The following is a 25697-nucleotide window of genomic DNA, read 5'->3' as shown; positions in this document are numbered from 1 at the left end:
TCAGCTGCCGTCGGCCCCTAGTTCACGCTCGACGGAGCGTGCATTGCCCTGGGCGACCGCGCACAGCACTGGTTCGGCGTCCGCAGTCTCGGCATAGATTTCGCACGCGACGACGGCCTGCCGCCGCGTAGACCCGGTGACGGTGGCTTCGGCGCGCAGCCGGGTACCGGCGGCAGGCCGCAGGTAGGTGATAGTGAAGCCGCCGGTCAGCACATTGGCGCCGAGCACCGTGCCCGCGGCGAAGGTGAGGGCGTTGTCGGCCGCGTAGGACACCACACCGCCGTGTACGAAGCCGAATTGCTGGCCCAGCTCGGGACGGACGGGAATGATGAGGGTCGCCGCGCCGTCGCCGAATGCGGTGATCTCGGTGCCGACCAACTGCGCGAACGGCTGCGCGGCGAGCACCTGCTTCGCGAGATCCAGGTCGAGGGTGATCGTGGGCATGGATGACTCCGTTCAGTCGTTGGTTGTGCCCAGCGCCCGCCAGGCGGCATCGGCTAGGTCGCGCGCGATATCGGTTGGGGCGGTGCGGATTTCACCGCCGAGCCAGTGTCGCGAGTACTCCTGCGCCGGGCCGAGCCACAGTGCGTAGACAAGGTCGAACTCGAGATCGCGCACCGCGCCGTAGCGGGCGTGGGTACGCCACCAGCGCAATACATTGCGCAAGAATTCGCGGTTGCTGTCGCTATCGCGGACGCCGGGCGGCCGAGCCGAGGTGAGAACCTTTGCTCGGTACTGATTTTCGGTAACCCACCGCAGATGTTCGGTAACGCCCGCGGTGACCCCCGCGCGTGCATCGGTGCTTTCGCCGACAACCACCCAGAAGTGCTCCTGATAGTCGGCGAGCGCATGCGTCCACACCTCGCGATATAGCTCCGCCTTATCCGGAAAGTGGTGGTAGAGCGCACCGACACTGGCCCCCGCCGCATCGCGGATCTGGGTCAGCGTGGTCTCGAGCGTCCCCCGTTCCGCGAACTGTCGCTCGGCCGCCAACAGCAACCGATCTCGAATCTTCATGACCAGAATTTAGTTCTGTTTTGCAGGCGGCGCAATGCCCGGCCGGTCAGCGCGGAACGGTCAGACGGTCGGACGGGGCCGGCGCAGCAGCCAGGCCAGGAACGATCGCCGCGGCGGGCGCGGATACTTCGCCACCACGGCCCCAGAGCCGATCGCCCCGTCGACTCGGAGCAGCGGCGATCCGGGCAGACTGCCCTCGGTCGCCTTGTTCTTGACGGTGCCGCTGCTGGCCTGCACCCGATCGAGGTCGACCCGCCAGCCGCGCGGCACGATCAATTGGACCCTGCCGGAACCCACGGCGACATGCACCACGACCTCGCGATGCGGGCACAGTGCCTGTGTGAAGTCGATTTTGATGCTGCCGGAGCTGCATTCAGCTGTGATCTCGGTCGGGACGATCCACGCGCCGACCTTCGCCCGCGCCCCACTGCTGGTGCGCAGTTCGATGGGTTCGCGTGCGGCGGCGATCACCGGCAGATCGGCGGTGATGGCGACGAGTTCCTGTGCCGTCTGCGCCGAATAGACCGCTACCAGCCGTTTATCCAGTTCGAGCAGATCGAGTTGCCCCTCGTCGACAGCGAGTTGCAGCTGCTTCGCCGCGACCTCGCGATCGATATCGCCGACCCGAACCGCGGGCAGGTTGTCCGGTGCGTCGGTCATGCGGCATCTCCCCTTGCTCGTCCTGACGGAAATCGTACGGACGGCTCGTTTCGGAGTCGACCATGGACGTTCGTGGCCAATTTCCGCTGCTTGTCATGGTCATGCGGTAAGACCTATATATGCCCAGGTGGCTGCTGCACGTCGATCTCGACCAGTTCCAGGCGGCGGTGGAATTCCGCCGCCATCCGGAGCTGCGCGGCCTGCCGGTCATCGTCGGCGGCAATGGTGATCCCGACGAACCGCGCAAGGTGGTGACCTGCGCGTCGTATCCGGCCCGGGCATTCGGCGTGCGCGCCGGGATGGCTTTGCGCTCGGCCAAACGCAAATGTCGCGACGGGATCTTCCTGCCGCTGGATATGGCCACCTATGAGGAGGCCTCCGAAGAGGTCATGGCGCTGCTGCGGACCTTTCCCGGCCGCGTCGAGGTGTGGGGTTGGGACGAGGCCTTCCTCGCCGCCGATACCGACGATCCGGAGCAGCTCGCGCGCGATATCCGCAGCGCCATTGCGCAATTGGAGCTGACATGTGCGATCGGCATCGGTGACAACAAGCTCACCGCCAAGCTGGCGACCGGCTTCGCCAAATCCGCTGGCAAATCCTCGGCCGCACCCGCGGATACCGATGGTGCGGCGGCCGGCATCTTCCGGCTCACCGCCGCGAACTGGGTCGAGGTAATGGCGCATCGTCCGACGAACGCACTGTGGGGCATCGGAAACCGGATCGCCGCGCGAATGTCCGAACTCGGCATCGAAACCGTCGCCGACCTGATGGCCGCCGACCGCCAGCGCCTCGCCGCCGAATTCGGTCCGAATACCGGCCCGTACTTCTGGGTGCTCGGCCACGGTAAGGGCGATACCGATGTCACCACCGAACCTCGAGTTCCGGTGGGCCGCAGCAAATCCGAGACCTTCCCACACGACCTGACCGACCCCGAGGAGATCCGCACACAGGTGGCGAGACTGGCCACCGAGGTGGGCGAGGAGATGGCCGCCGCGGGCCGCATCCCGCTGCGCGTCTCGGTGACCGTCCGCAGCAATACCTTCTACACCCGCAGCAAACAGGAGAAACTCCCCGAGCCGACCACCGATATCGCGGCCATTGTGGAAACCGCTTTGCGCATCATCGACCGATTCGACATCGATCGGCCGGTCCGGCTGCTCGGCGTCCGCCTCGAACTCCTACCGCAATAGCCGAGGCCGAGGCGAAGATCCACCCCGGCGGCCGCCGACGCTCGTATGCTCGTCGGCATGGAGTTCTGGGCGATGGTGGCACAAGAATCGGACAGTGGGATCGTGCTCACGCGACGGCAGGTCAACGAGGACTTCCTCGGGCCGGGTGAGGTCACGATCAAGGTGCACTACTCGAGCGCGAACTACAAGGACGGGCTGGCGATCACCGCGGGCGGTGGCGTGGTCCGGAACTATCCGATCATCCCGGGCATAGATATCACCGGTGAGGTCGTCACGTCCGAGGTCGACGATTTCGCGCCCGGTGACCAGGTGGTGGCACACGGCTACGACATCGGCGTTTCGCATCACGGCGGCTTCGCCGAATACGCGAGGGTGCCCGCCGACTGGGTGGTCAAGCTCGACGGTCTGAGCACCCGTGACGCTGCCGCACTCGGCACCGCCGGTTTCACCGCCGCGCTCAGCGTGCAGGGTCTGCTCGATCACGAACTCACTCCGGAGACCGGCGCGGTGCTGGTCACCGGGGCGACGGGCGGTGTCGGCAGCGTGGCCATCGATATCCTGTCCGGCCTCGGCTTCGAGGTGATCGCCTCGACCGGGAAGACCGACGCGGGTGATCGACTGGCCGAACTCGGCGCGAACGAGGTGATCGGCCGGCTGCCCGAGGATCCGGATGCGAAACTGCGGCCACTGTCGAAAGCCACCTGGGCCGGTGCGGTGGACAGCGTCGGCGGCAAATCCCTCGCCTATATCCTCAGCGCGATCGGCTACGGCGGTGCGGTCGCGGTCAGCGGGCTTACCGGCGGCTCGGATCTGCCGACCACCGTCCTGCCGTTCATCCTCCGTGGCGTATCGCTGCTCGGCATCGACTCCGCGTACGTCCCGATCGACAAGCGGCGTGCGCTGTGGGCTCGACTCGCCGATGAGCTGCGACCCCAACACCTTTCGACCATCGAGAACTTCGCTCCGATCACCGAGGCCGAGAAGGTCTTGCACGCCATTCAGCATGGCGGTCACTCAGGTCGCACCGTATTCGGCGTCGCCGGGGAATTCTGACAGTACGCATCGAAGCCCGGCTCTAGCCGGGCTTCGATGCGTTCAGGCCGCGACTTCGACCGGTTCGTCCGCGAACTGCGTGCGGTACAGCTCGGCATAGCGTCCGTCGGCGGCGAGCAGTTGGGTGTGCGTGCCGCGTTCCACGATTCGGCCGTCCTCGAGCACCAGGATCTGGTCGGCGGCGCGGATGGTGGAGAGGCGATGTGCGATGACGAGGGCGGTTCGGCCATCCAGCGCCTCGGAAAGCGCCTCTTGGACAGCGGCTTCCGAGGTCGAGTCCAGTGAGGCGGTCGCTTCGTCGAGGATCACCACGCGTGGCTGCTTGAGCAGCAGCCTGGCAATAGTCAGTCGCTGGCGTTCACCGCCGGAGAGGCGGTAGCCGCGTTCGCCGACGACGGTATCCAGGCCGTCTTGCAGTGACGTCACCAGCTCACGTAACCGGGCCCGCTGCAACGCATCCCACAGCTCGGCCTCGGTCGCATCCGGTCGGGCCAGCAGCAGATTGGCGCGGATGGTGTCGTGGAACAGGTGGCCGTCCTGGGTGACCAGGCCGACGGTGTCTCGGATCGAGGTGGTGGTCAGGTCGCGCACGTCGGTACCGTTCAGCCGCACCGCTCCCCCATCTACGTCGTAGAGGCGGGAGACGAGTTGGGCCACAGTGGATTTCCCGGCACCCGAGGAACCCACCAGCGCGACGAGCTGACCGGGCTCGGCCCGTAGCGACACATTGTGCAGCACCTCGACCCCGCCGCGGGTATCCAGTGTCGCGACATCCTCCAGCGAGGCGAGCGACACTTTATCGGCCGACGGGTAGCCGAAGGTGACGTTATCCAGTTCCACGGCGACCGGGCCTTCGGGCACCGTGACGGCATCCGGTGCGTCCTCGATCAGTGGCTTCAGATCCAGTACCTCGAAGACCCGCTCGAAGCTCACCAGCGCGGACATGATTTCCATCCGAGCGCTGGCCAATGCGGTAAGCGGTGTGTAGAGGCGGGTCAGCAGCAGCGAAAGCGACACCACCGCACCGGCATCCAGCTGGTCCCGTAGTGCGTACCATCCGCCGAGGCCGTAGACCAGCGCCAGCGCCAGCGCCGAGACCAGGGTCAGCGAGGTGACGAAAACCGTCTGCAGCATCGCCGTGCGCACTCCGATATCGCGCACTCGACGCGCCCGCAGCGCGAATTCGTCCGACTCCTGCTGCGGTCGTCCGAACAGCTTCACCAGCGTCGCGCCGGGTGCGGAGAAGCGTTCGGTCATCTGGGTACTCATGGCCGCATTGAGGCCAGCGGCTTCCCGCTGCAATGCGGCCAGGCGATTGCCCATCCGTCGCACCGGGACCACGAAAACCGGCAGCAGCACCAGCGCGAGCAGTGTGATCTGCCAGGAGATGCGGACCATCACGGCAAGGGTGAGCGCGAGGGTGACCAGATTCGTGACGACACCGGAGAGCGTGTCGCTGAACGCGCGCTGCGCCCCGATCACATCGCTGTTCAGGCGGCTGACCAGTGCGCCGGTGCGGGTCCGGGTGAAGAACGCGACGGGCATTTTCTGCACATGATCGAACACGGCCGTGCGCAGATCCAGAATCAGCCCCTCACCGATCCGCGAGGACAGCCAGCGGATGATCACCCCGAGCGCGGCATCGATCACCGCGAGCCCGGCGATCAGAATAGCGAGGGTCACCACGACGCGTGGCGCCGCGCCGCCGACGATGTCGTTGACCACCCGACCGGCCAGCACCGGGGTCGCCACCGCGAGCAGTGCGGACACCACGCTGAACAGCAAGAACGCGCCGATTCGGCGACGGTGCGGCCGCGCGAACCGCAGAACGCGCCGCGCTGTCGCGAGCCGGAACGGCCGCTGCTCCTGCGGCGCGTTCGCCCGCCGATACATCTGGCTCCAGGCCACCGATTCGATACTCACCGTGCTGCTCCCTCTCGCTCCCCACCCATCGAACACCTGGCCACCGACACTAAGACCTCAACCATGGTTGAGTGCAAGCTGTTTCCGTCCGAATTCCGCGTACAGCGAAACCACCGCACCCGGTCCCCGGCACCCGCCACAGGGTGCGGATCCGGCAAGGGTGTCCGGATCCGGACATGAGTACCGATTCGGAGCAGAGTACGGCTCAGGACAAAGGGGCCGGATGCGGCGCGTGGTCGCCGATGTGCGTGCATAGGCTGGTGGGGTGAGTGAGGACCAGATGCCCGATGCGTTGCGTCGCAAGATCGCGGGTGAGGTCGACGCGTCATTGCGTCGGCGTGCCGAGTACTCCTCCGATGCGTCGAACTATCGGGTGCTCCCGGTCGCGGTCGTCTTTCCGCGGGGTGGCGAGGATGTGGCGCGCACGCTCGAATTCGCTCGCGGTAATGGTCTGACGGTTACCGCGCGGGGTGCGGGGACTTCGGTCGCGGGTAATGCTGTCGGGCCGGGGATCGTGGTGGATTTCAGTCGGTATATGAATGGCATCGGTGAGCTGGATCCGCAACAGCGCATCGCGCGCGTCCAGCCCGGTGTCGTCCTTGCCGAATTGCAGCGCAAGGCGGGGGTGCACGGGCTTCGGTTCGGGCCCGATCCGTCGACGCAGAATCGCTGCACGCTGGGCGGGATGATCGGCAACAATGCGTGCGGACCGCATGCGGTGGCGTGGGGGCGCACCTCGGATAATGTGCGTGAGCTGCGCATTCTCGATGGGACGGGAGCCGAGCGGACGCTTGCGGGCGACCTGTCCGAAATTCCGGGCCTACCCGAATTCACCAGGTCGAGTCTCGCGGTGATCCGCACCGAACTCGGCCGATTCGATCGGCAGGCCTCCGGCTATGGGCTGGAACATCTACTGCCGGAACGTGGTTCGGCGGTCGCGAAGTCATTCGTCGGCACCGAGGGGACCTGCGGTTTGCTGCTCGAAGCGACGGTAGATCTGGTCCCGCTACCGCGGGCAACCGTCCTCACCGTGCTCGGCTATCCCGATATCGCCACGGCCGCAGACGATGTCGCGGCGGTAATGGCCTGCGACCCGATTGCCGTGGAGGGCATCGATGCGCGACTCGTCGATATCGTGCGCGTACATCGCGGGGCCACCAGCGCTGTGCCGCAACTGCCGCGCGGTAGCGGTTGGCTGTTCATCGAGTCCGCCGGTGATACGCCCGCCGAGGCGTATGCCGCGGCCGAGAAGCTTTGCCGGACCGTCGATGCACTGGACTCCAAGATCGTCACCGATCCCGGTGTCGCCGCGGCACTGTGGCGAATCAGGGCGGAGGGCGCCGGACTGGCGGGTCGCACTCCGGCGGGTCATCCGGCCTGGCCGGGCTGGGAGGATGCGGCCGTCCCGCCGGAGCATCTCGGTGCGTATCTGCGTGACTTCGCCGCGCTGACAAAAGACCACGGCGTGGACGGACTGCTCTACGGTCACGTCGGCGACGGCTGTATCCACGTCCGCCTCGATCTGCCGATCGCGAATGCGCCGCAACGCTTTCGGAACTTCATTCACGATGCGGCCGAGCTCGTGGTCCGCTACGGCGGTTCGCTGTCCGGCGAGCACGGCGACGGCCGGGCCCGCTCGGAGTTGCTCTCGCTTATGTACTCCCAGGACGCACTCGACGTATTCGCGGGATACAAGGCGATTTTCGATCCGGACGATGCGCTGAACCCCGGCGTCCTGGTCGCTGCGCGGCCCATCGATTCCGATCTGCGGCTCGTCGGAGTGCGGCCGGTCGGTGGGCGTGGTTTCGCATTTCCGCACGACAACGCCGATATCGCCACCGCCGTGCATCGCTGCGTCGGTATCGGCAAATGCCGCGCCGACACCCGCGCGTCCGGTGGTTTCATGTGCCCGTCGTATCTGGCCACCGCCGACGAGAAGGACAGCACCCGCGGCCGCGCGCGCGTGCTGCAGGAGGTGGTGCGCGGCGCCCTCCCGTGGTCGTCGGATGCGGTCGCCGAATCGCTCGATCTGTGCCTGTCCTGCAAGGCATGTCGCTCCGACTGCCCGGCCGGGGTCGATATGGCGACCTATAAATCCGAGGTACTCCACCGCCGCTACCGGCACCGGCCGCGGCCCATCGATCACTACGCTCTGGGATGGCTGCCGCGCTGGCTCGGTGTCGCGGGTCGCATGCCGCGAGCCGCGAACGCGCTGGCCGAAATCGGATGGTTGCGTCGAATCGGCTTGCGCGTGGGCGGAATTGATCCGAGACGTGACCTACCGCGACTCGCCGACCGCAGTTTCCGCAGGATCTGGCAGGCCCGGGGCGAGTCGGGCGGGGCCCCCGACGTGCTGCTGTGGATCGACACCTTCACCGATGCCTTCGACCCCGAGGTCGCCCAGGCCGCAGTACAACTGATGGAATCCCTCGGCTACCGAGTCCGCATACCACGGCGACGCGTGTGCTGCGGCCTCACCTGGATCAGTACCGGACAACTCGATGGCGCTCGGGCCCGGCTGCGCGCGGCATTGGCCGAACTGGACGAGCATGTGCGCGGCGGCGGCATTATCGTCGGCCTCGAGCCGTCCTGCACCGCGGTGCTGCGCGTGGATCTGCCGGAACTGCTACCGGAGGACCCACGCGCTGCCGCGACCGCCGCCGCCGTGCGCACCCTCGCCGAATTCCTTGCCGAACAGCCGAACTGGCGGCCGCCAGCGCGACCGGGACAGTCGGTAGTCGTCCAACCGCATTGCCATCACCATGCCGTACTCGGCTTCGACGAAGATCGCCGACTATTAGCCAGCATGCGGATAAATGTGACAGAGGTCACCGGATGCTGCGGTCTGGCCGGAAACTTCGGAATGCAATCCGGCCATTACGACATTTCGGTCGCGGTTGCCGAGAATGGCTTGCTCCCGGCATTGCGGAATGCCGACGGCGATTCGATCTTGATAGCCGATGGGTTCTCGTGCCGAACCCAGGCCATGCAGCTGAGCGGCCGCCTAGGGCTACACCTCGCGCAATTCCTGCTCGGCGAATGAGACTCAGCTGCCGAACGGCAGCGTGCCGGGCGGAATCTGGTAGCCCGAGCTGCCCGCGGAAACCCCGCCCCAGGCATTGAGCAACCAGTTGAGCACGTTGGTGATCATTTCATACCTCCGTTATGGCGACTGCCATCTGTTTGCCGAACGCAACAATATCGCCGCACTTATTCGTCGTGTTACAAAATGGCGGGTATCTGCGGTTATGCCGAATCCGTATGGAAAATCGCACATTCGGGCCGAAACAATTGCGAGCCGGGCAACATTGCAGGCCGGCGTGCTCGCCGCACACCTTCCGGGGCACAATGAGGCGGTGCGCAATCAGACGGCCGCGCCGGACCTGAGCCCGACCAGCCTGACCAGGACGATCACGGCCGAACGGCCCATCGACCTCGCGTCCACTCTAGCGCCCCTTTCCCGCGGCCACGGCGACCCATGTCACCAGGTCACCCACGATGGCGCGCACTGGCATGCCTCCCGGATGCCCGCTGGCCCGGTCACCTACCGCCTGACCCAGGGCGATCGCCACACCGTCGACGCCCGCGCCTGGGGTCCGGGTGCGGCCGAATTCCTCGACGGTCTGGACCACATGCTGTGCCTGGACGAGGATGTCTCCGACTTCGCCCCCGAACATCCGAAGCTCGTCGACGCGCACCGCCGTTTCCCCGGACTGCGCATGCTGCGCACCGGCCTGGTATTCGAAGCCTTGGTACCTGCCGTGCTGGAACAGAAGGTGCACACCGTCTCCGCTCGCGCGTCCTGGCGAAAGCTGGTGCGACAGTTCGGATCTCCCGCGCCCGGCCCAGCACCCGCCGGACTGCTGTTGCCACCCGATGCCGACACCTGGCGCAGGATCCCGTCCTGGACCTGGCATCGCGCCAATGTCGGACCACAGCGCGCGCAGACGATCGTGCGCGCGGCCAGGGTGGCGGACGCGCTGGAACGTGCGGCGGCCGAAAGTCCGGCCGAAGCCGCCCGTCGCCTGCGCACGGTGCCCGGTATCGGGGTGTGGACCGCCGCCGAGATCGGGCAGCGCGCCTTCGGCGACGCGGATGCCCTCTCGGTCGGCGACTACCACTTGGCTGCCATCGTCGGCTGGACGCTGCTCGGCGAGCCCATCGACGACGACGCCATGATCGAATATCTGGAACCGCTACGGCCACATCGCTATCGGGCCGTCCGCCTGCTGGAGATCAGCGGTTACGCGCACAAGCCGAAGTTCGGCCCGCGCACCCCGTTCACCGATCACACCTGGCACTGAACGGATCCGCCGGACCACTCGTTTCGGCAGGGCGTATTTCGTCCGCGCGACAGTGTTACGTCGATGTGCCAGGGATTCGGCGGTCACCCAGCGCAGCACGCGAATGCAATCGGCAAGCACCTCGGGGACGCCCGGTGGCTCGGCAACGGGCCTCATAACGGCAGCGCGCGCTCGTCCAGCACACATCTGCCTGCCTCGACCAGCGTGGTCCGCGCCGCACGGCGGACCAGGCATCGGTCGACGGTGCAGTCGATATGTAACTGCATTGCGGCGTGGGCTTGTTGGTTGGTCAGCACGCCGGGGTCGTTTCCGCAGGCCAATAGAGATGCGACGGGCAGGTGCAGGTTGGTGAGTTGCATCAGGCGACCTCCGCCCGGCGGCGCACCGCCCGGACTTGTCGGGTGTACCGGGAGATCGGTCCCTGATCCCAGGGTGCCTGTCGAATCGCCATCCCCAACGCCTCGAGTACGGTCAGGCCGACCTCGTCCGCGAGATCGCCGACCGCGGCGAACAGCGATGGCACCACCTCAGCAACCTTCAGTGCGGCGACCGCCTGGTCGCAGGTCAGCGTGCGTCCGGGCAAATAGGAAACCACCCAGCTCTCGTGCCCGACGCTGCGGGCGCGATGTGGGGTCAAATCGCTGGTCATCAAGGACGACGCTATGACACTTACAGCCATGACTCCTCGTTCCTACGTGCGATTCCTTATGCGTGCCCGGAGGTTTCACAGGAGGAGGGAAAGGCGCCTGTTCCGCTCCGGGCACACTCCCAGCACACCATCGCGGCGGGTCGCGAACAGCGTCCTTCGTGGATATCCAAAGATTTGAGGCGAATTCCCAGCACAAAACCCAGCACGGCAGGGAGGATTCTCCATAGTGGACGAAAGAGCCCTCTGCCCAAGCGAAGTGACGGGGAACCGAGCTTGTGGGGTCACCCCGGAGCAACCGCTGGGTTTGCATCCGCGCCCGCGACGTGAGCGGCGGGCCAGGAGGCGGGAGCCTGCGTTACCACGCCAGGGACCCGAGTACGTCGCAGTTGTATACAGAACGGAGCGTGCTGTGTCAGCGAATTCGGCAAGAGCGTCGGAAACCCCGGATCGGCCAACCTCAGAGAACGCCGCCTCCACTCTACCCAGGCGCCAGCTCGGCAGGTACCTCCGAGACTGGCGCACCCAGTCGGGTCTCACCATCGCGGAGGCGTCCAGGCTGATGGAGTGGGGCGCAAGCACGTTGCAGCGCTTGGAAAAAGGCCAGGCCGACCGCATCCGAACCATCGATATCCAAGAACTGTGTCGCATCTACGGCATACCGGACGAATTGTCCGACGGTCTGAAGGGCCTGGCCCAGCAAGCCGCCGTCAAGAGCTGGTGGCATGCCTACGGCGATCTCATCCCCGAAAACTTCGACGTCTATGTCGGTTTGGAGGCGTCGGCGCAGAAACTCACCTCCTACCAGTCCGAACTCGTACTCGGCCTGCTGCAGATCGCCGACTACGCCAGAGCCCTCAATCGTCTTGGTTATCCCGATGACTCGGAAATCGAGATCGAGCGCCGGGTCCAATTGCGGATGCAGCGCCAGGCGTTGATCACCCGCAAGGTCGCACCGGCGACGGTGAATGTGATCCTGCACGAGTCGGTTTTGCATCGCGTGGTCGGTGGCGCCAAAGTGATGGCGGCGCAGCTACGTCATCTTGCCGATATCAGCACCCAACCCAATATCTCCCTGCGTATCCTGCCGTTCGCGGCCGGTGTTCCGCTCGGAGTGTCCACCGGACCGTTCACGATTCTCGAATTCGGTATCGATGGCAAGGGCCAGCCGATCGAGCCGCCGGTGGTGTACGCGGAGGGTTTTACGGGGGATCTCTACCTCGAAAGACATGCTGATGTTCGGCGGTACGATCGTGCGCACGAGTGCCTCCAGCGCTATGCGCTGGATATTCAACCCAGTAGACATCTGCTCCGGCAGATAGCGAAGGAGTATGTGGCATGAGTTCGGATTTGGTTGGCGCGCAGTGGTTCAAGAGCACCCGCAGCGGTGCCGGCAAGGACTGCGTCGAGGTCGCCTTTCTAGCGGGCGGCGGGGTCGGCGTGCGTGACAGCAAAAATCCCGGCGGACCTGCCCTGGTCTTCGACAGGGGCGCATGGGACGCTTTCACCGCAGGTGTTGCGGGCGGCGAGTTCTGAGGAGTTGCGGGCGTGAGCATCAATGAGGGCGCGAAAGTAGATTTGACCGGCGCGGTCTGGCGTAAGGCCGGGGAGGGCGCGGGTAAGGACAGCGTCGAGGTGGCGCTATTGGATGCCGGGCACGTCGCGCTGCGCGACGGTAAGGATCCGGACGGGCCGGTTCTGGTCTTCACTCCCGGTGAGTGGGCCGCCTTCACGGCGGGTGTGCACGATGGTGAGTTCGACCGGCCCAAGTCGTAGGGCGATCGACCCGGCGGTGCCCTGCCCGCCGGGTCCGGTCGTGTGACGGCGGACCGGGCCCCGCTGTATTTGAACGGATGTGCTCGCCGAAGATCACGAAATAGCGCAGATTCGACAACGAAATCGCGTTTGCCGAAGGCTATTACGGGTAGCCCAGTTCTTGTGGACCGTGGGCTCAAGAGTTCTCATCCGCGGTACAAGAAACTGCGGCCGGGCTATTGGATTGAATGGCTGATCGTGGCACTGCTTTTCGCGGTGTCCGCGGTCGGGGTATTCGTCCTGACCGGGTCGTTCCTGTCGGCACTTTTCGTCGGGGCGCTTGTGTGGGTCGTCGCCGTGGGTGTTGTCGCGTTGATATAAGGGTGCGCCGACCGGCCGGGTATTCCCACCCCGGCCGGTGGTCCGATATCGGTTGATCAGCGCCGGAAGAGCTTGTTGCCCAACCAGACCAGCGGATCGTACTTCTTGTCCGCCACCCGTTCCTTCATCGGAATCAGGGCATTATCGGTGATCTTGATATGTTCCGGGCAGACCTCGGTACAGCATTTGGTGATATTGCAGAGTCCGAGCCCCTGCTCTTCCTGCGCCAGCTCGCGACGGTCGGCCACATCGAGCGGATGCATTTCCAATTCGGCGATCCGCATCAGGAACCGCGGTCCGGCGAACGCCTCCTTGTTCTCCTCGTGGTCGCGGACCACGTGACAGGTGTTCTGGCACAGGAAACATTCGATGCACTTGCGGAACTCCTGAGAGCGCTCCACATCGACCTGCTGCATCCGGTAGTCGCCCGGCTTCAGATCCACCGGCGGCGTGAAAGACGGTATCTCCCTGGCCTTCTGGTAGTTGAATGACACATCGGTCACCAAATCCCGGATCACCGGGAAGGTGCGCATCGGCGTGACGGTGATCAACTCGTCCGGCTGGAAGGTCGACATCCGGGTCATGCACAGCAGCCGTGGCCGACCGTTCACCTCGGCCGAACACGAACCGCATTTACCCGCTTTACAATTCCAGCGCACCGCGAGATCCGGGGCCTGGGTGGCCTGCAGGCGGTGGATGATGTCGAGCACCACCTCACCCTCGTTCACCTGCACGGTGAAGTCTTGCAATTCCCCGCCGTCGATATCACCGCGCCACACGCGGAATTTGGCGTCGTAACCCATTCTTACGCCTCGCCTTCCGTGGCTGAAACCGAACCTGCCGGATGGGAGGCGAGTTCGGCTGGGTTGTAATACTTTTCGAGCTCACCCAGATCGAAGAGCGCGAGCAGATCGGCCCGCATCGGGATTTGGTCCTCCGGGGTGACCCGCACGCCGGGCACCGGTCCGTCCGCATCGGCGGGATCGATCGCGCACACCAGCAACCTGTTGCGCCACTCCGGATCCATTGCGGGGAAATCATCGCGGGTGTGTCCGCCGCGACTTTCGGTTCGCAAAAGTGCCGCCTGCGCGACACATTCGCTGATCAGCAGCATATTGCGCAGGTCGAGGGCGAGATGCCAGCCCGGATTGAACTGCCGATGGCCCTCCACCGTCACGCTGTTGAAGCGGGTCCGCAGTTCGGCGAGGCGCTCGATGGCCTCCTGCAACTCGTGTTCTTTGCGGATGATGCCGACCAGATCGTTCATGGCTTGCTGCAGATCGGTGTGCAGGGTGTAGGGGTTCTCCCCCGTCCCCTCGGCCGGCGGATCGAACGGCGCCACCGCGGCTTTCGCGGCCGCGTCGATATCGGCATCGGCCACCGCGGGGCGCGCGGACAGTTGTTCGACGTAGGTCGCGGCGCCGAGTCCGGCCCGCCGACCGAATACCAGCAGATCGGACAGCGAATTGCCGCCGAGTCGGTTCGAGCCGTGCATACCGCCGGAACACTCACCCGCCGCGAACAAGCCGGGCACGGTAGCCGCGCCGGTATCCGGATCGACCTCGATTCCACCCATCACGTAGTGGCACGTCGGGCCGACCTCCATCGGCTCCTTCGTAATGTCCACGTCCGCGAGTTCTTTGAACTGATGGTGCATCGAGGGCAGCCGCCGCCGGATCTCCTCGGCGGGCAGGCGCGAGGCGATATCCAGGTACACGCCACCGTGTTCGGTGCCGCGTCCCGCCTTGACCTCCGAGTTGATGGCCCGGGCCACTTCATCGCGTGGCAGCAGATCCGGTGTGCGGCGCGCGGAGTCGTTATCGCGCAACCACTGATCGGCCTCTTCCTCGGTCTCGGCGTACTGCCCCTTGAAGACCGGCGGAATGTACTCGAACATGAACCGCTTGCCTTCAGTGTTCTCGAGCACCCCGCCGTCACCGCGCACGCCCTCGGTGACCAGGATGCCCTTCACACTGGGCGGCCAGACCATTCCGGTCGGATGGAACTGCAGGAATTCCATATTGATCAGCGTCGCACCGGCCCGCAGTGCCAGCGCGTGGCCGTCACCGGTGTACTCCCACGAGTTCGAGGTGACCTTGTAGGACTTGCCGATGCCACCGGTCGCGACGACCACCGCCGGCGCCTCGAACAGCACGAACCGGCCGGACTCGCGCCAGTATCCGAACGCACCGGCGATCCGGTCGCCGTCTTTGAGCAATTCGGTGATGGTGCATTCGGCGAAAACCTTGATGCGCGACTCGTAGTCGCCGGTCTCCGCGAAATCCTCCTGCTGCAGCGAAACGATCTTCTGCTGCATGGTGCGGATGATCTCGAGTCCGGTGCGGTCGCCGACGTGGGCCAACCGCGGGTAGGTGTGGCCACCGAAGTTGCGCTGGCTGATCCGGCCGTCGGCGGTCCGATCGAACAGCGCCCCATAGGTTTCCAGTTCCCACACCCGGTCGGGCGCCTCCTGGGCATGCAATTCGGCCATGCGCCAGTTGTTGAGGAACTTGCCACCGCGCATGGTGTCCTTGAAATGGGTTTGCCAACTGTCTTTTTCATTGGCATTACCCATCGAGGCGGCGCATCCCCCCTCGGCCATCACGGTGTGTGCCTTACCGAACAACGACTTGCACACCACCGCGACGGAAAGACCGTGTTCGCGTGCTTCGATCACCGCGCGCAGTCCGGCGCCCCCGGCACCGATGACGACGACGTCGTACTTGTGCCGTTCCACTTCTGGCATGGCCGCGAAACTCCTGGTTTGTGAGGGCGGTTAGTTGATGAACCGCAGATCCGAAATCGTGTCGCTGGCAACCAACATGACGTAGAAGTCGGTCAGCACCAGCGTGCCGAGGGTGGTCCAGGCCAGCGCCATATGCCGAGTATTGAGCTTGGAGACCTGGGTCCAGAACCAGTACCGCACCGGGTGGGCGGAGAAGTGCTTGAGCTTGCCGCCCATGATGTGCCGGCAGGAATGGCACGACACCGTGTAGGCCCACAGCAGCACTACATTGCCGACCAGCACGATGTTGCCGAGACCGAAGCCGAAGCCGCCGGTCTTGCCATGGAACGCGGTGATCGCGTCATAGGTGTTGATCAGCGAAACCAGCACGGCCACATAGAAGAAGTAGCGGTGCACGTTCTGGATGATCAGTGGCAGTTTGGTCTCGCCGGTGTACTTGGCGTGCGGTTCGGCGACCGCGCACGCGGGCGGGGAGAACCACACCGCGCGGTAGTAGGCCTTGCGGTAGTAGTAGCAGGTGAGCCGGAAGCCGAGCAGGAACGGCAGCACCAGGAAGCCCAGCGGCAGGATGGCCGGGATGTGGCCGAACCATGCGCCGAAATGGCTGGAACCCTCGACGCAGTCGCTGCTCACACAAGGTGAGTAGAACGGGGTCAGGTAGTGGTACTCCGGGACCCAATATGCCGTTCGCACATACGATCTGATCGTCGCGTAGATGACGAACGCGGCTAGTCCGACGGCCGTCACCAGTGGTGGGACCCACCACCGGTCGGTACGCAGTGTGCGCGCGGAGATGGCGGCCCTGGTCTTGCTGAAGACGCCGGTGCCCGTTTCCGGGGCGGCGGTCGGTGCGGCACTCACAGGTGGATGCCTCGCTGATCTGCTGTGCGGATGGTCCCGCGACCTCCGCAGTCGAATGTGATGCTGAGCACCATACGACACCCCCGCTATCGCTCAACGGGGTCCTGACAAAGCCGGCCCGCCTAGCGGGCCGTGATTTGTGCCACATTCGATGCAGGTTTGGTCGCAACACCGAGTCGTCAACTCGACCTTTGCGCAGGTCAGGTCGGAACCGCGCTCGATGCAACAACTGATTTCACGAGGACATGGGTAATTCGGCGGGCACGCCCGAGGGGCACCGCGTACTCGACCGCCGGCCCCGGCGGCGAACTCCCACGCGCTTACGACCGACAAAGGCGCGGGAGCGTCGGGACCGCGAACCGAATTACTTTGTGCGCGGGCGGGAGTGGAAGCCGAGGCCCTCGTCCTGTGCGCCCATCCATGCCGCTTCGTCGGATTTGCTGTCCGGTACGTAGATGGTCTCCTGCGGGCGGCGCACGATCTCCTGCGGCGGCGACTGCTCGAGTTCATCGGCATCGATGACGAGTCGCTCGAGATCGTTTTCCAGTCGTCGCACCGAATTGGCGTCGCCGTAGTGGGAGCGCAGTGCGCCGATGGATTGCCGGAGCTGGCCGACCGCGTAACGCAGTTCCGCTATGTCGCTGCGTGTCATCGATACCTCCTGTATTCCTTGGCGGACAGACGAACTCGATGGCTGGTTGGTTCCGTGGTCTGCCCGGGAACGCGCTCTACCGAGTCGTGTGACTCACCACACAACGTGATCTTTCACACAGTACGTGAGAAATCACGTTTTGGCTCGTGGAGCCCACAATTTCGGTGGTTCGCCCGAATATCGCCCAGCGTTGGCTACCCGGCTGTTGTGAGTTTCGACGAACGCCGGTCAGCTGGCGGTGGCATACCCGGGGCCGTGACCGTCTATGGCGGCGATGACCCGATCGACCAGGGCGACGATGGACGACGCCACCTCCTCGGCCCGCTCCAGATGCACACTGTGCCCCGCGCCCTCGAGCCGGACCAACTGCGAGCCCGCCAGTTGCGAGGCGAGTACCACCGAATGCGCGAAGGGCACCACGATGTCGGCCGAACCGGCCAGCACCAGTGCCGGAATGCTGCCGAGTTGGTGCAGCGACGCGCTCTCGTCGAAGGCGATCATCGAGGTCAGAAAGCTCGACATGGTGAGCAGCGGGGTGTCGTTCATCATCGCCGCGGCCACCGCGACCATGCGCGGATTGGTCCGCCTGGTACCCATATTCGCCTCGCGGGTGATCGGCTCCAAGATCCGGCGCGACAGGCGCTTGGAGGCCTGCATGAGCCGGGGCGCCCGCAGCACCGCGAACTGCAACGAGTTCACCGCGCGCCGATTCAGGAAACGGCCGAGCCCGACCTCGGTGATGCCATTGGCAGCCCCGGCGATCAGGCAGAGTCCGACCACCCGGGTGCCGATGGTCGCCGGGAACAGGCGGGAGTAGGCGAGAGTGACCATCGCACCCATGGAATGTCCGATGAGCACGATCGGGCCGGTCGGCACGACCGAGCGAAGTACGGCATCGAGGTCGTGGCCGAGTTGATCGATGGTGTAAGTCGACGGGTGGGCGACGCCCGATTCACCATGCCCGCGGTGGTCGTAGAAGACCATCCGTACATCCGAACCGTGGTACTCACCCGCCCCGCCGATTGCCGTCCCCCAGTGTCGCTGCAGTTGATCGCGCAGGAAAGACCAGGACTCGGTGCGCAGGCAGTGACCGTGCGCGAAGACGACCGTCAGTTGCGCATCGTCGGCGCCGAAGGTGCGGACGGCGATCGGGGTGCCGTCGTCGGCCGATACCGTGATCCGGTGGCCGTCGTGGTCGGCGGCTCGGCGGGCAGTCGTCGTGGACATGACGATTCTCCTGTGTCTGGTAGGACACCCGGTTCGGAGCGTTCTTGCCCGGTTGTCGAGCGGAATTCCCGCCTCGTTAGCGCGCCATACCGTCCGTTATGTACGCGTTGTCCAAATGACGCCGCTGATCGACCTGATCCGGCACGTGGGCCCTTGGATCGGTGAATCTATGAAGGGATAGTTCAGGCGCTAGATTCCGGTAGACGTCCGTGATCGAACCCGCGGCATTGCCGTCTATCGGGCAATCGATCGGATCTCCTAGAGTCCGCTAGAAATTGTTATGTGACCGTAACCATACGTGGAGTATCGAGAGTATGTCTATATCTAGAAAATTTCGGAGATAGATAAATACTCGTCACGAAACGAGCCGCCACCCACTGATGGGTGACGGCTCGTCGCGGCTTCGCGCCTACGTACCCGCGTGGCTACCACGGGTCGATGGCAGGAACGGCCGTAGCAGGTTGGTCTCGGTCGACGGACCCACCTGCCATTCCGCGATCCACGGTCCGGTGCCCTCGCTCGGATCGAAGATGCCCTCCTCCAGCCAGTCGTAGCGGCCGTCGAGGACGTTGCGGGTGAGGGTGCGATCGTCGTCGTCGGTGTTGTCCCACAGCGCGTCGAACAACTGCTTCACCCGAATCCGCGACTGCCTGCTGAAGGCGTCGGCCAATTCCTCGGCGGCCTTGGCCTCCGGCGCGCCCGCGGAACCCAGCGCCTGCGCGCGCACGCAGGCGGCCGAGATCGCGAACAGTTCGGCGCCGATATCGACGATGCGGCCGAGGAAGTTCTGCCGGTACTCCAGGCCCGCCTGCCAGCGCGCCATCGCGTACATCAGCGATCTGGCCTGCTTGCGGGCACTGCGCTCAACGAAACGCAAATGCCTTGCCAGCGGCCCGAATTCGGCATAGGTCGCGGGCACCGTACCCGCGCCGACCGCAAGCTGCGGGAACCACTTGGCATAGAAACCACCCGCGCCGACCGCTGCTTTGGCCTTGTCCTTGAGCTCCGCATTCCGATCGACCAACGCACCGGCGGCGGCCATATGGGCATCGGCCATCTCCCTGGCGATCAGCAGCCGCATGATTTCGCTCGAACCTTCGAAGATCCGGTTGATCCGCAGATCACGGACCAGCTGTTCGGCACCGACCGCGCGTTCACCGCGGGCGCGCAGCGAGGCCGCCGTCTCGTAACCGCGCCCGCCGCGGATCTGCACGAGTTCGTCGGCGATCTGGCAGCTCATTTCGCTGGCCCAGAGCTTGGCCAGAGCCGCCTCGATGCGGATATCGTTGCGGGCCTCGTCGCACATGGTGGCCGAAAGGTCTAGTGCGGCCTCGAGTGCGTAGGTGGTGGCCGCGATGAAGGAGATCTTCTCCCCCACCGCGGCGTGCTCGCCGACCGGCCGACCCCACTGCACCCGCTGGGTGCACCACTGCCTGGCGATCTTCAGCGACCACTTCGAGGCGGCCGTACACAGCGCCGGGATGGCGAGGCGGCCAGCATTAAGCGTGGTCAGCGCGATTTTCAGGCCGTCGCCCTCGCGACCGACCAGATTGCGCTTCGGCACACGAACGTTGTGCAGTCGTGTGACCCCGTTCTCGATGCCGCGCAATCCCATGAACGAATTGCGCCGCTCGACCGTGATGCCGGGCGAGTCGGCCTCGACGATGAAGGCCGAGATGCCGCCCCGGTGCCCCTCGCTCTTGGGAATCCGTGCCATGACCACCAGCAATTCGGCGACCACGCCGTTGGTGGTCCACAGCTTCACGCCGTTGATCTCGTAGGCCTCGCCGTCCGCGGTGGGGGTGGCGGTGCTGGCCATGCGGGCCGGATCGGAGCCGACGTCGGGTTCGGTGAGCAGGAATGCGCTGACCGCGCCCGCCGCGCAGCGCGGCAGGAATTCGGCCTTCTGTTCCGGGGTGCCCGCCAGCTTGAGCGGTTCGGGCACGCCGATCGACTGGTGCGCCGAAAGCAGGACGCCGAGACTGGGGTGCGCGGAGCCGACCAGCATCAGGGCCCGGTTGTAACCGACCTGGGACAGGCCCTGGCCGCCGTACTCTTGTGGGATTTTCAGGCCGAAGCAGCCGAGTTCGGCCAGCCCCTTGACGTACTCGTCCGGAATCTTGGATTCCGCCTCGATGACGCTGCCGTCGAGCGATTCGCAGAACGGCCGCAGCCGGGCCAGATAAGCCTCGGTGCGCGCGGCGTCCTCGTCGCTGGGCTGGGGATAGGGGTGGATCAGATCGAGCCGGAATCGTCCTAGAAACATCTCCTTGGCGAACGATGGTTTCGCCCAACTGGTTTCGCGTGATTCCTCGACCAGTGCGCGGGCCTGTTCTTCGGTGGCGTCGACTTTCGCGGTAGTCGCCATGATGTCCTCCTCGGACGTGATCAGGATCACATAAGAGTGTAGGAGGGTTTGTTACCGACCGGTAGATGTTCAGGTAGAGCGTTATCTATCTAGCTCTAATGATCTTGATAGATAGGCAAATGCGCTGTGACGGTTGCCGGCAGATCGCTCGAAAGGTCAGCTGAGGCCTGCCGTGCGCCCGGGACGGGAGTTGTCTTGACACCGAGCTTCGGATGTGGGGTAGTGGGCTCGAACGCGCCAGAGAACGTGGTCCGAGTTCCCTTGGAGGGTGGGGATGTCATTGCGGCCCGGGCAGGTATTCGCAGGGTATTCGATTGTGCGGCCCCTCGGTTCCGGCGGGATGGGGGCGGTCTATCTGGCCGATGATCCGGCGCTGCCGAGGCAGGTTGCACTCAAGGTACTAGCCAAGAATCTCGGCGCCAATCATCGTTATCGCAGCATCTTCCGGCGTGAGGCCGATCTGGTCTGCCGCCTGGACCATCCGAATGTCGTTTCGGTCTACAACCGGGGCGAGGAGGGTGCGGCCCTGTGGATGGCGATGCAGTATGTGGATGGCACCGATGCGGGTGAGCTCATGCACTCGGAGCCCGGCGGATTGGAGCCGAAGCGGGCGGCGCGCATCGTGTGCGAGGCCGCGAAGGGGCTGCATCATGCGCATGAGCAGAATCTGCTGCACCGCGATGTCAAACCGTCGAACATCCTGGTCGCCGACGGTGTCGACAGTGAGCGTGTGCTGGTCGCCGATTTCGGACTGGCCCGCACCATCGAGGATGCCGCGACAGTCACCGAAACAGGTTGGCGCGCTTGCACTCCCGCTTTCGCCGCGCCGGAGGTGTTGCGCGGTCTAGCGGTCGATCGACGCGCGGATATCTATTCCCTCGGGGCGACCCTGTTGGCACTGCTCACCGGGGCGAATCCGAATGGGGGAACACCGTCGCCCGGCGGCACCGAGACGGTGCGCGACACCCTCGCGCCGACTCGGGTACGCCCGGATGTTCCGCCGCCGCTGGAGGAGGTCATCGCACGGGCCATGGCGGCGGCGCCGGAACTGCGGTATCGGACCTGTCTGGAATTCGCGCGGGCCGTCGAGTCGGCGGTCAGCGATACCGCGCGCTGGCCGCACCGGTGGGGGTTGGCGCGAGTGGTACGAGCGGCCCCGCGCGGTCGTCTTGCCGCTTCGACCGCGGTGGCGGCCTTGGCTATTGCGGCACTCGCGGTCGTATTCTGGCTCGTTCCGCAACGGTCGGATGGAGCGGTATCAGCGCATGTGCCGCAGACGACCAGTACTACCGCGACGCCACCGACACGGCGTTGCTATTGGCGTGCTCGGGTACCGCTCGGCACCGGAAGCTTCCTCGAATTACCCAGCGGCGCAGCCGATCACGACGATTCCCGCTGCATACTCAATGAAGGTGATCAGGGTGATTCGGTGACCGCGCTGCGCCAGGCGCTGACGCTGTGCCACGGCATCGAACTCGCACCGTCGGCCGCCTACGACCTGGCGATGAAGCGTGCGATCCGGCATCTGCAGGCCGATCACGATGCACTGGTCGACGGCATCTTCGGACCGGAGACCCGGGCAAAAGCCATGTTGTGGCCGGTATACCGGGTCGAGGACGGCAGCTACGACGGCCGATGCGCCCCGGCGCCGTGAATTCACGATGACGGCGTGGTCGGTCCCGCCACTTGGCCGTCGCTGCGGAATTCGCGCACGTCGCAGGGAAATTGCGACTACCGCTATCCTTTGCCGTTCTGAGCCTTGGGCTACACGCTGCGCAAATAGCGACCGAAGTGCGGCACCGTGAATCCGATGGTGCCGCGCTCGGCCGAATAGATCAGGCCCTTCTTGATCAAACCGTCGCGCGCCGGGGAGAGTGAAGCGGGTTTGCGGCCGAGTTCATTGGCCACCGCCGCGGTCGGCACCGGACCGTCATCGCCCGCCAAATCGGCCATGGCGCGCATATATTCGCGTTCGGCGGGGGTGGCGCGCTCATACCGGGAACCGAAGAATCCGACGGCAAGTTCCTCTTCGGCGCTCGGTGCCGCCACCTCGACATCCTCGGCGGTAATCGGGCTCTCCGGCGCCTGATCCCAGGCGGCCTTGCCGTAGGCCTGCACGAAGTAGGGATAGCCATCCGCCCGCTCGTACAGGGCATCCAGCGCTTCCTCGGTGAACTTCACCTCTTCGCGCTCGGCCGGTGCGATGAGGGCTTGATCGGCCGATTCGCGGTCCAGCCGGTCGATGCGGTGGTAGCTGAACAGTCGCTCGGAGTAGCTTTTCGAGGCGGACAGCACCGCGGGCAGGTGCGGCAGTCCGGCGCCGACCACGATCAAAGGCGCGGTGTCCTGGCTCAATTCGTGGCAGGCACCGCAGATCGCGGAGATATCGGCGGGACCGAGATCCTGCATCTCGTCGATGAAGACCGCGATGCCGACGCCGATATCGCTGGCGAGTGCGGCCGCCTCCTTGAACAGTTCGATCAGATCGATCTCGATATCGCCGGAATCGGCGCGACCGGTGACCGCTGGCACGTCGATACCGGGCTGCCAACGCTCGCGCATGCCCTTGTCCGCGGTGGAGCGCAGTGCGAAAGCCTTGAGTATGCCGAGGAAGTCGTCGACACGCTCCTGGTTGCGGTGCGCCATCGCGATGGCGCGCACGGCCATATGCAGTGCGGACGACAGCGGGCGGCGCAGTTCCTGATCCGGGCGGGCCTCGATTTTGCCGGTGCCCCAACCGCGTGAGCCAGCGGCGGAGCGAAGTTGATTGAGCAGAACGGTCTTTCCGACACCGCGCAATCCGGTGAGCATGACGCTGCGTTCCGGCCGACCACGCGCGATCCGCTCCAGCACAATGTCGAATGCCGTGAGTTGCTTATCGCGCCCGGCCAATTCGGGTGGGCGCTGTCCGGCTCCGGGAGCATACGGATTCCGCACGGGGTCCATGCCCACAAACCGTAGCGCGTTTCGTCAGCCGAATCTGGCTATATATACGGCGAGTCCTAGATATTGCTAGCAAACTGTCGCATGCTGAGGGCATGCCCACGGAACCACTTCCCACCCTCGCCGAGTTGGTCGAATCCTGGAAAGTTCCCGCCGAAGCCCCTGTGGCCGGCCACATTCGGTCCAACATCCTGGAGGCGATCGAGAGCGGTCTCGACGATCCGCAACTCGTCGCGGATATCGCGGTAGGGCCGCTGGTGGTGGCGCTCGGTCGGCTGGAGGTCGGCCTGGCAGATGCGCGGCGGCGGATCGACGAACTGGAGCGGGCACTCGGTCAGCGCGGTGCCGGATCCGACGGGTAGCGAATCCGGTGGACACAATGTCACTTTCCGGACCGGACCTCGGTTCGATAACGCGCGGCGTGCCATCGATACCGTGTCGTGACCAACCAGGCGTGTCGCAATTGCGCCGCTCGGCCTCGGATTTTTCGATCATCCACGAAGCGCCTGGTCTGTGCGCTGGACAACACCGCGTCCTGGCCGTAATCTCTTCGTGACCCAGTGGAGTCTGTCGGTTCGGAAGAGAAGCGGCGCCACTGAGTTACCGCCAAAACGGCTGTCGGGACCACCAATTCCGGCTGCCGTGCCGGGACCCAGAGATTCAACTGGGAGTTGGGGCCGTTCTGCCGGTCCGAACCGACAGCTGACCCGGTCGGCGGGAGAGCAGAAAGATCGGAGACTCGGCTCGGTGGGTAAACACAGCTTGCAGCGGGAATCGCGGCTACCGAATTCCGTCAAGGGTGCGCTCGTCATGGGCGCGGTCGCCGCAACTACGGGTGCGATGCCCGCGATCCCCGCGATGGCGGCCACTATCAACGTCCCGGGAATCGGCGATTTCGACGTCCCGGTTCCCCCGGAATTCGATCAGCAGGCCCAGGATCTGGGTAAGCAGCTCACCCAGGCACTCGCCTCGATGCCAGCCGCGCCTGCCCCGGAGGCCGCTGCCCCGCAGGCCGCGCCGTCGCTCCCCGGCTTGTTCGCCCCTGCCATGCCGCAGATGTTCCACCAGAACACCGCCAATGACATCGCACTGGACGCCGCTAAGAGCAAGATCGGCGCGCAGTACTCCTGGGGTGCCTCCGGACCGTTCAGCTTCGACTGCTCGGGTCTGGTCCAGTGGGCCTACAAACAGGCCGGAATCGAACTGCCGCGCACCAGCTTCGAGCAGTCGCACGTCGGCGCGCCGGTCGCGTTCGAGGACCTGCAGCCCGGCGATATCGTGGTGACCAACGGCGGCGGCCACGTCGGCCTGTACGCGGGCGACGGCAAGCTGCTCAATGCGGTCCAGTCCGGTCAGCCGGTCTCCTACACCACCCTGCGCCCCGACATGGTTGTGACGGCACGCCGTATGGTTTAAGGGTGGCACCCGCCCAACCGACGACCAAAGACACCGCCCCGACCCAGGCCCGCGTGGACTCCTGGACGTGGGCGGTGCGTCTTTTCAAGACCAGGTCCGCGGCTGCGGAAGCCTGCCGCGGCGGGCACGTCCGCGTGAATGGAGTTGCGGCCAAACCCGCCCAGCACGTTCGCCCCGGTGACGAGGTACGGGTCCGAGCCGGTGGCGTCGAACGCATCGTCATCGTGGAGCGCGTCATCACCAAGCGCGTCGGCCCTCCGATCGCGGCACAGTGCTTGATCGACCGCAGCCCGCCACCGCCGCCGCGCGAGCTTGTCCTATCCATGCCGCGGCGCGATCGCGGTTCCGGTCGACCCACCAAACGGGAACGTCGCGAGACCGATCGCCTACGCTCCCCAACTTCCCCGAATATTTTGCCGGTCGTCGGTGCCGAGCAGCCGCCGTCGCGGGCTGACCGTTGGGGTCCTGGCTGAATTCGGGCGTGCCCGCCGAGTCACCCCATGCACTTGCGAAGTCAATTGTCGCCCCGGCTAGTGCCGCGTCCAGCTAGCTCGC

25 protein-coding genes are annotated in these 25697 nt (G+C 65.3%); 12 read left to right on the top strand and 13 right to left on the bottom strand.

What is annotated here, in order from left to right; genetic code table 11:
- The 3 genes from ACQP2U_RS41760 to ACQP2U_RS41750 are packed head-to-tail and all read right to left on the bottom strand — an operon-like array spanning window position 1 to window position 1677.
- Window positions 1-444 (bottom strand): PaaI family thioesterase, encoded by a 444-nt coding sequence (locus ACQP2U_RS41760; RefSeq protein WP_433712667.1) that lies wholly within the window; start codon window positions 442-444, stop codon window positions 1-3.
- Window positions 445-456: 12 nt separating this feature from the next.
- Window positions 457-1017 (bottom strand): TetR/AcrR family transcriptional regulator, encoded by a 561-nt coding sequence (locus ACQP2U_RS41755; RefSeq protein WP_433712666.1) that lies wholly within the window; start codon window positions 1015-1017, stop codon window positions 457-459.
- A gap of 60 nt (window positions 1018-1077) precedes the next feature.
- On the bottom strand, window positions 1078-1677 hold the full coding sequence (locus ACQP2U_RS41750; protein ID WP_433712665.1) for a DUF1707 SHOCT-like domain-containing protein: 600 nt from the start codon (window positions 1675-1677) through the stop codon (window positions 1078-1080).
- A 119-nt stretch (window positions 1678-1796) separates the two neighbouring features.
- On the opposite strand from ACQP2U_RS41750, the gene ACQP2U_RS41745 reads away from it, so the two are divergent.
- Together ACQP2U_RS41745 and ACQP2U_RS41740 are read left to right on the top strand one after the other, a co-directional pair.
- Window positions 1797-2867 (top strand): DNA polymerase IV, encoded by a 1071-nt coding sequence (locus ACQP2U_RS41745; RefSeq protein ID WP_433712664.1) that lies wholly within the window; start codon window positions 1797-1799, stop codon window positions 2865-2867.
- Window positions 2868-2924: 57 nt separating this feature from the next.
- Window positions 2925-3920 (top strand): oxidoreductase, encoded by a 996-nt coding sequence (locus ACQP2U_RS41740; RefSeq protein WP_397031027.1) that lies wholly within the window; start codon window positions 2925-2927, stop codon window positions 3918-3920.
- A gap of 42 nt (window positions 3921-3962) precedes the next feature.
- On the opposite strand, the gene ACQP2U_RS41735 is transcribed toward ACQP2U_RS41740, so the two are convergent.
- A complete protein-coding gene (locus ACQP2U_RS41735) occupies window positions 3963-5843 on the bottom strand; it encodes an ABC transporter ATP-binding protein (protein WP_433712663.1) in 1881 nt (626 codons plus the stop codon).
- A gap of 280 nt (window positions 5844-6123) precedes the next feature.
- Between ACQP2U_RS41735 and ACQP2U_RS41730 the strand changes: the two genes are divergently transcribed.
- Window positions 6124-8886 carry an FAD-binding and (Fe-S)-binding domain-containing protein gene (locus ACQP2U_RS41730; RefSeq protein ID WP_433716776.1) on the top strand — a complete coding sequence of 921 codons (2763 nt, stop codon included), beginning with the start codon at window positions 6124-6126 and terminating at the stop codon, window positions 8884-8886.
- A gap of 313 nt (window positions 8887-9199) precedes the next feature.
- Entirely contained in the window at window positions 9200-10147 is a 948-nt protein-coding gene (locus ACQP2U_RS41725; RefSeq protein ID WP_433712661.1) for a DNA-3-methyladenine glycosylase family protein, read from the top strand.
- A gap of 152 nt (window positions 10148-10299) precedes the next feature.
- Here ACQP2U_RS41725 and ACQP2U_RS41720 read toward each other — a convergent pair whose 3' ends face one another.
- Both ACQP2U_RS41720 and ACQP2U_RS41715 read right to left on the bottom strand, forming a co-directional pair.
- Complete coding sequence (locus tag ACQP2U_RS41720) at window positions 10300-10506, bottom strand: hypothetical protein (RefSeq protein ID WP_397031021.1); 207 nt, start codon at window positions 10504-10506, stop codon at window positions 10300-10302.
- A complete protein-coding gene (locus tag ACQP2U_RS41715; protein ID WP_397031019.1) occupies window positions 10506-10796 on the bottom strand; it encodes a hypothetical protein in 291 nt (96 codons plus the stop codon). Before ACQP2U_RS41715 ends, ACQP2U_RS41720 begins: the two co-directional genes overlap by 1 nt.
- A gap of 409 nt (window positions 10797-11205) precedes the next feature.
- Here ACQP2U_RS41715 and ACQP2U_RS41710 point away from each other — a divergent pair, with 409 nt between their 5' ends.
- From ACQP2U_RS41710 to ACQP2U_RS41695, 4 genes are all read left to right on the top strand, one after another.
- The gene (locus ACQP2U_RS41710) at window positions 11206-12135 is read left to right on the top strand and encodes a helix-turn-helix domain-containing protein (protein ID WP_433712659.1); all 930 of its coding nucleotides are present in this window, start codon (window positions 11206-11208) and stop codon (window positions 12133-12135) included.
- Window positions 12132-12329, top strand: coding sequence for a DUF397 domain-containing protein (locus ACQP2U_RS41705; protein WP_397031016.1), 198 nt, complete (start codon window positions 12132-12134; stop codon window positions 12327-12329). Before ACQP2U_RS41710 ends, ACQP2U_RS41705 begins: the two co-directional genes overlap by 4 nt.
- Before the next feature lie 12 nt (window positions 12330-12341).
- Window positions 12342-12569 (top strand): DUF397 domain-containing protein, encoded by a 228-nt coding sequence (locus tag ACQP2U_RS41700; protein WP_397031014.1) that lies wholly within the window; start codon window positions 12342-12344, stop codon window positions 12567-12569.
- Between the two features lie 237 nt (window positions 12570-12806).
- Entirely contained in the window at window positions 12807-12929 is a 123-nt protein-coding gene (locus ACQP2U_RS41695; protein ID WP_433712658.1) for a hypothetical protein, read from the top strand.
- A gap of 56 nt (window positions 12930-12985) precedes the next feature.
- On the opposite strand, the gene ACQP2U_RS41690 is transcribed toward ACQP2U_RS41695, so the two are convergent.
- The 6 genes from ACQP2U_RS41690 to ACQP2U_RS41665 form a co-directional block, all read right to left on the bottom strand.
- The gene (locus ACQP2U_RS41690) at window positions 12986-13732 is read right to left on the bottom strand and encodes a succinate dehydrogenase/fumarate reductase iron-sulfur subunit (protein ID WP_397031012.1); all 747 of its coding nucleotides are present in this window, start codon (window positions 13730-13732) and stop codon (window positions 12986-12988) included.
- 2 nt (window positions 13733-13734) lie between these two features.
- Window positions 13735-15675 (bottom strand): fumarate reductase/succinate dehydrogenase flavoprotein subunit, encoded by a 1941-nt coding sequence (locus ACQP2U_RS41685; protein WP_433712657.1) that lies wholly within the window; start codon window positions 15673-15675, stop codon window positions 13735-13737.
- A 30-nt stretch (window positions 15676-15705) separates the two neighbouring features.
- Complete coding sequence (locus ACQP2U_RS41680; protein ID WP_433712656.1) at window positions 15706-16536, bottom strand: hypothetical protein; 831 nt, start codon at window positions 16534-16536, stop codon at window positions 15706-15708.
- Between the two features lie 364 nt (window positions 16537-16900).
- Window positions 16901-17188 carry a hypothetical protein gene (locus ACQP2U_RS41675; protein ID WP_397031007.1) on the bottom strand — a complete coding sequence of 96 codons (288 nt, stop codon included), beginning with the start codon at window positions 17186-17188 and terminating at the stop codon, window positions 16901-16903.
- Window positions 17189-17416: 228 nt separating this feature from the next.
- A complete protein-coding gene (locus ACQP2U_RS41670; protein ID WP_433712654.1) occupies window positions 17417-18415 on the bottom strand; it encodes an alpha/beta fold hydrolase in 999 nt (332 codons plus the stop codon).
- A gap of 409 nt (window positions 18416-18824) precedes the next feature.
- The gene (locus ACQP2U_RS41665; RefSeq protein WP_433716775.1) at window positions 18825-20783 is read right to left on the bottom strand and encodes an acyl-CoA dehydrogenase family protein; all 1959 of its coding nucleotides are present in this window, start codon (window positions 20781-20783) and stop codon (window positions 18825-18827) included.
- 274 nt (window positions 20784-21057) lie between these two features.
- Here ACQP2U_RS41665 and ACQP2U_RS41660 point away from each other — a divergent pair, with 274 nt between their 5' ends.
- Complete coding sequence (locus ACQP2U_RS41660) at window positions 21058-22437, top strand: protein kinase domain-containing protein (protein ID WP_433712653.1); 1380 nt, start codon at window positions 21058-21060, stop codon at window positions 22435-22437.
- Window positions 22438-22547: 110 nt separating this feature from the next.
- Here ACQP2U_RS41660 and ACQP2U_RS41655 read toward each other — a convergent pair whose 3' ends face one another.
- Window positions 22548-23729, bottom strand: a complete 1182-nt coding sequence (locus tag ACQP2U_RS41655) for an AAA family ATPase (RefSeq protein ID WP_433712652.1) — start codon at window positions 23727-23729, stop codon at window positions 22548-22550.
- A 92-nt stretch (window positions 23730-23821) separates the two neighbouring features.
- On the opposite strand from ACQP2U_RS41655, the gene ACQP2U_RS41650 reads away from it, so the two are divergent.
- The 3 genes from ACQP2U_RS41650 to ACQP2U_RS41640 all read left to right on the top strand — a co-directional run bounded on the left by ACQP2U_RS41650 (window position 23822) and on the right by ACQP2U_RS41640 (window position 25615).
- Window positions 23822-24088: a hypothetical protein gene (locus tag ACQP2U_RS41650; RefSeq protein WP_397030997.1), complete on the top strand. Its 267-nt coding sequence runs from the start codon at window positions 23822-23824 to the stop codon at window positions 24086-24088.
- 385 nt (window positions 24089-24473) lie between these two features.
- The gene (locus ACQP2U_RS41645) at window positions 24474-25142 is read left to right on the top strand and encodes a C40 family peptidase (protein ID WP_433712650.1); all 669 of its coding nucleotides are present in this window, start codon (window positions 24474-24476) and stop codon (window positions 25140-25142) included.
- 53 nt (window positions 25143-25195) lie between these two features.
- Window positions 25196-25615: an RNA-binding S4 domain-containing protein gene (locus ACQP2U_RS41640; RefSeq protein WP_433716774.1), complete on the top strand. Its 420-nt coding sequence runs from the start codon at window positions 25196-25198 to the stop codon at window positions 25613-25615.
- Window positions 25616-25697 lie beyond the last annotated feature (82 nt).

This window comes from Nocardia sp. CA-084685, from assembly GCF_050955785.1.
Taxonomy (GTDB): Bacteria; Actinomycetota; Actinomycetes; order Mycobacteriales; family Mycobacteriaceae; genus Nocardia.
Note: the sequence above shows the minus strand (reverse complement) of the source record. Positions and strands in the feature narration are given on the sequence as shown.

Bases quoted from the DNA above. Each gene is read 5' to 3' on its own strand.
- ACQP2U_RS41760 (WP_433712667.1), bottom strand. From the start codon at position 444: ATGCCCACGATCACCCTCGACCTGGATCTCGCGAAGCAGGTGCTCGCC.
- ACQP2U_RS41755 (WP_433712666.1), bottom strand. From the start codon at position 1,017: ATGAAGATTCGAGATCGGTTGCTGTTGGCGGCCGAGCGACAGTTCGCG.
- ACQP2U_RS41750 (WP_433712665.1), bottom strand. From the start codon at position 1,677: ATGACCGACGCACCGGACAACCTGCCCGCGGTTCGGGTCGGCGATATC.
- ACQP2U_RS41745 (WP_433712664.1), top strand. From the start codon at position 1,797: ATGCCCAGGTGGCTGCTGCACGTCGATCTCGACCAGTTCCAGGCGGCG.
- ACQP2U_RS41740 (WP_397031027.1), top strand. From the start codon at position 2,925: ATGGAGTTCTGGGCGATGGTGGCACAAGAATCGGACAGTGGGATCGTG.
- ACQP2U_RS41730 (WP_433716776.1), top strand. From the start codon at position 6,124: ATGCCCGATGCGTTGCGTCGCAAGATCGCGGGTGAGGTCGACGCGTCA.
- ACQP2U_RS41720 (WP_397031021.1), bottom strand. From the start codon at position 10,506: ATGCAACTCACCAACCTGCACCTGCCCGTCGCATCTCTATTGGCCTGC.
- ACQP2U_RS41715 (WP_397031019.1), bottom strand. From the start codon at position 10,796: ATGACCAGCGATTTGACCCCACATCGCGCCCGCAGCGTCGGGCACGAG.
- ACQP2U_RS41705 (WP_397031016.1), top strand. From the start codon at position 12,132: ATGAGTTCGGATTTGGTTGGCGCGCAGTGGTTCAAGAGCACCCGCAGC.
- ACQP2U_RS41690 (WP_397031012.1), bottom strand. From the start codon at position 13,732: ATGGGTTACGACGCCAAATTCCGCGTGTGGCGCGGTGATATCGACGGC.
- ACQP2U_RS41685 (WP_433712657.1), bottom strand. From the start codon at position 15,675: ATGCCAGAAGTGGAACGGCACAAGTACGACGTCGTCGTCATCGGTGCC.
- ACQP2U_RS41675 (WP_397031007.1), bottom strand. From the start codon at position 17,188: ATGACACGCAGCGACATAGCGGAACTGCGTTACGCGGTCGGCCAGCTC.
- ACQP2U_RS41670 (WP_433712654.1), bottom strand. From the start codon at position 18,415: ATGTCCACGACGACTGCCCGCCGAGCCGCCGACCACGACGGCCACCGG.
- ACQP2U_RS41665 (WP_433716775.1), bottom strand. From the start codon at position 20,783: ATGGCGACTACCGCGAAAGTCGACGCCACCGAAGAACAGGCCCGCGCA.
- ACQP2U_RS41660 (WP_433712653.1), top strand. From the start codon at position 21,058: ATGTCATTGCGGCCCGGGCAGGTATTCGCAGGGTATTCGATTGTGCGG.
- ACQP2U_RS41655 (WP_433712652.1), bottom strand. From the start codon at position 23,729: ATGGACCCCGTGCGGAATCCGTATGCTCCCGGAGCCGGACAGCGCCCA.
- ACQP2U_RS41650 (WP_397030997.1), top strand. From the start codon at position 23,822: ATGCCCACGGAACCACTTCCCACCCTCGCCGAGTTGGTCGAATCCTGG.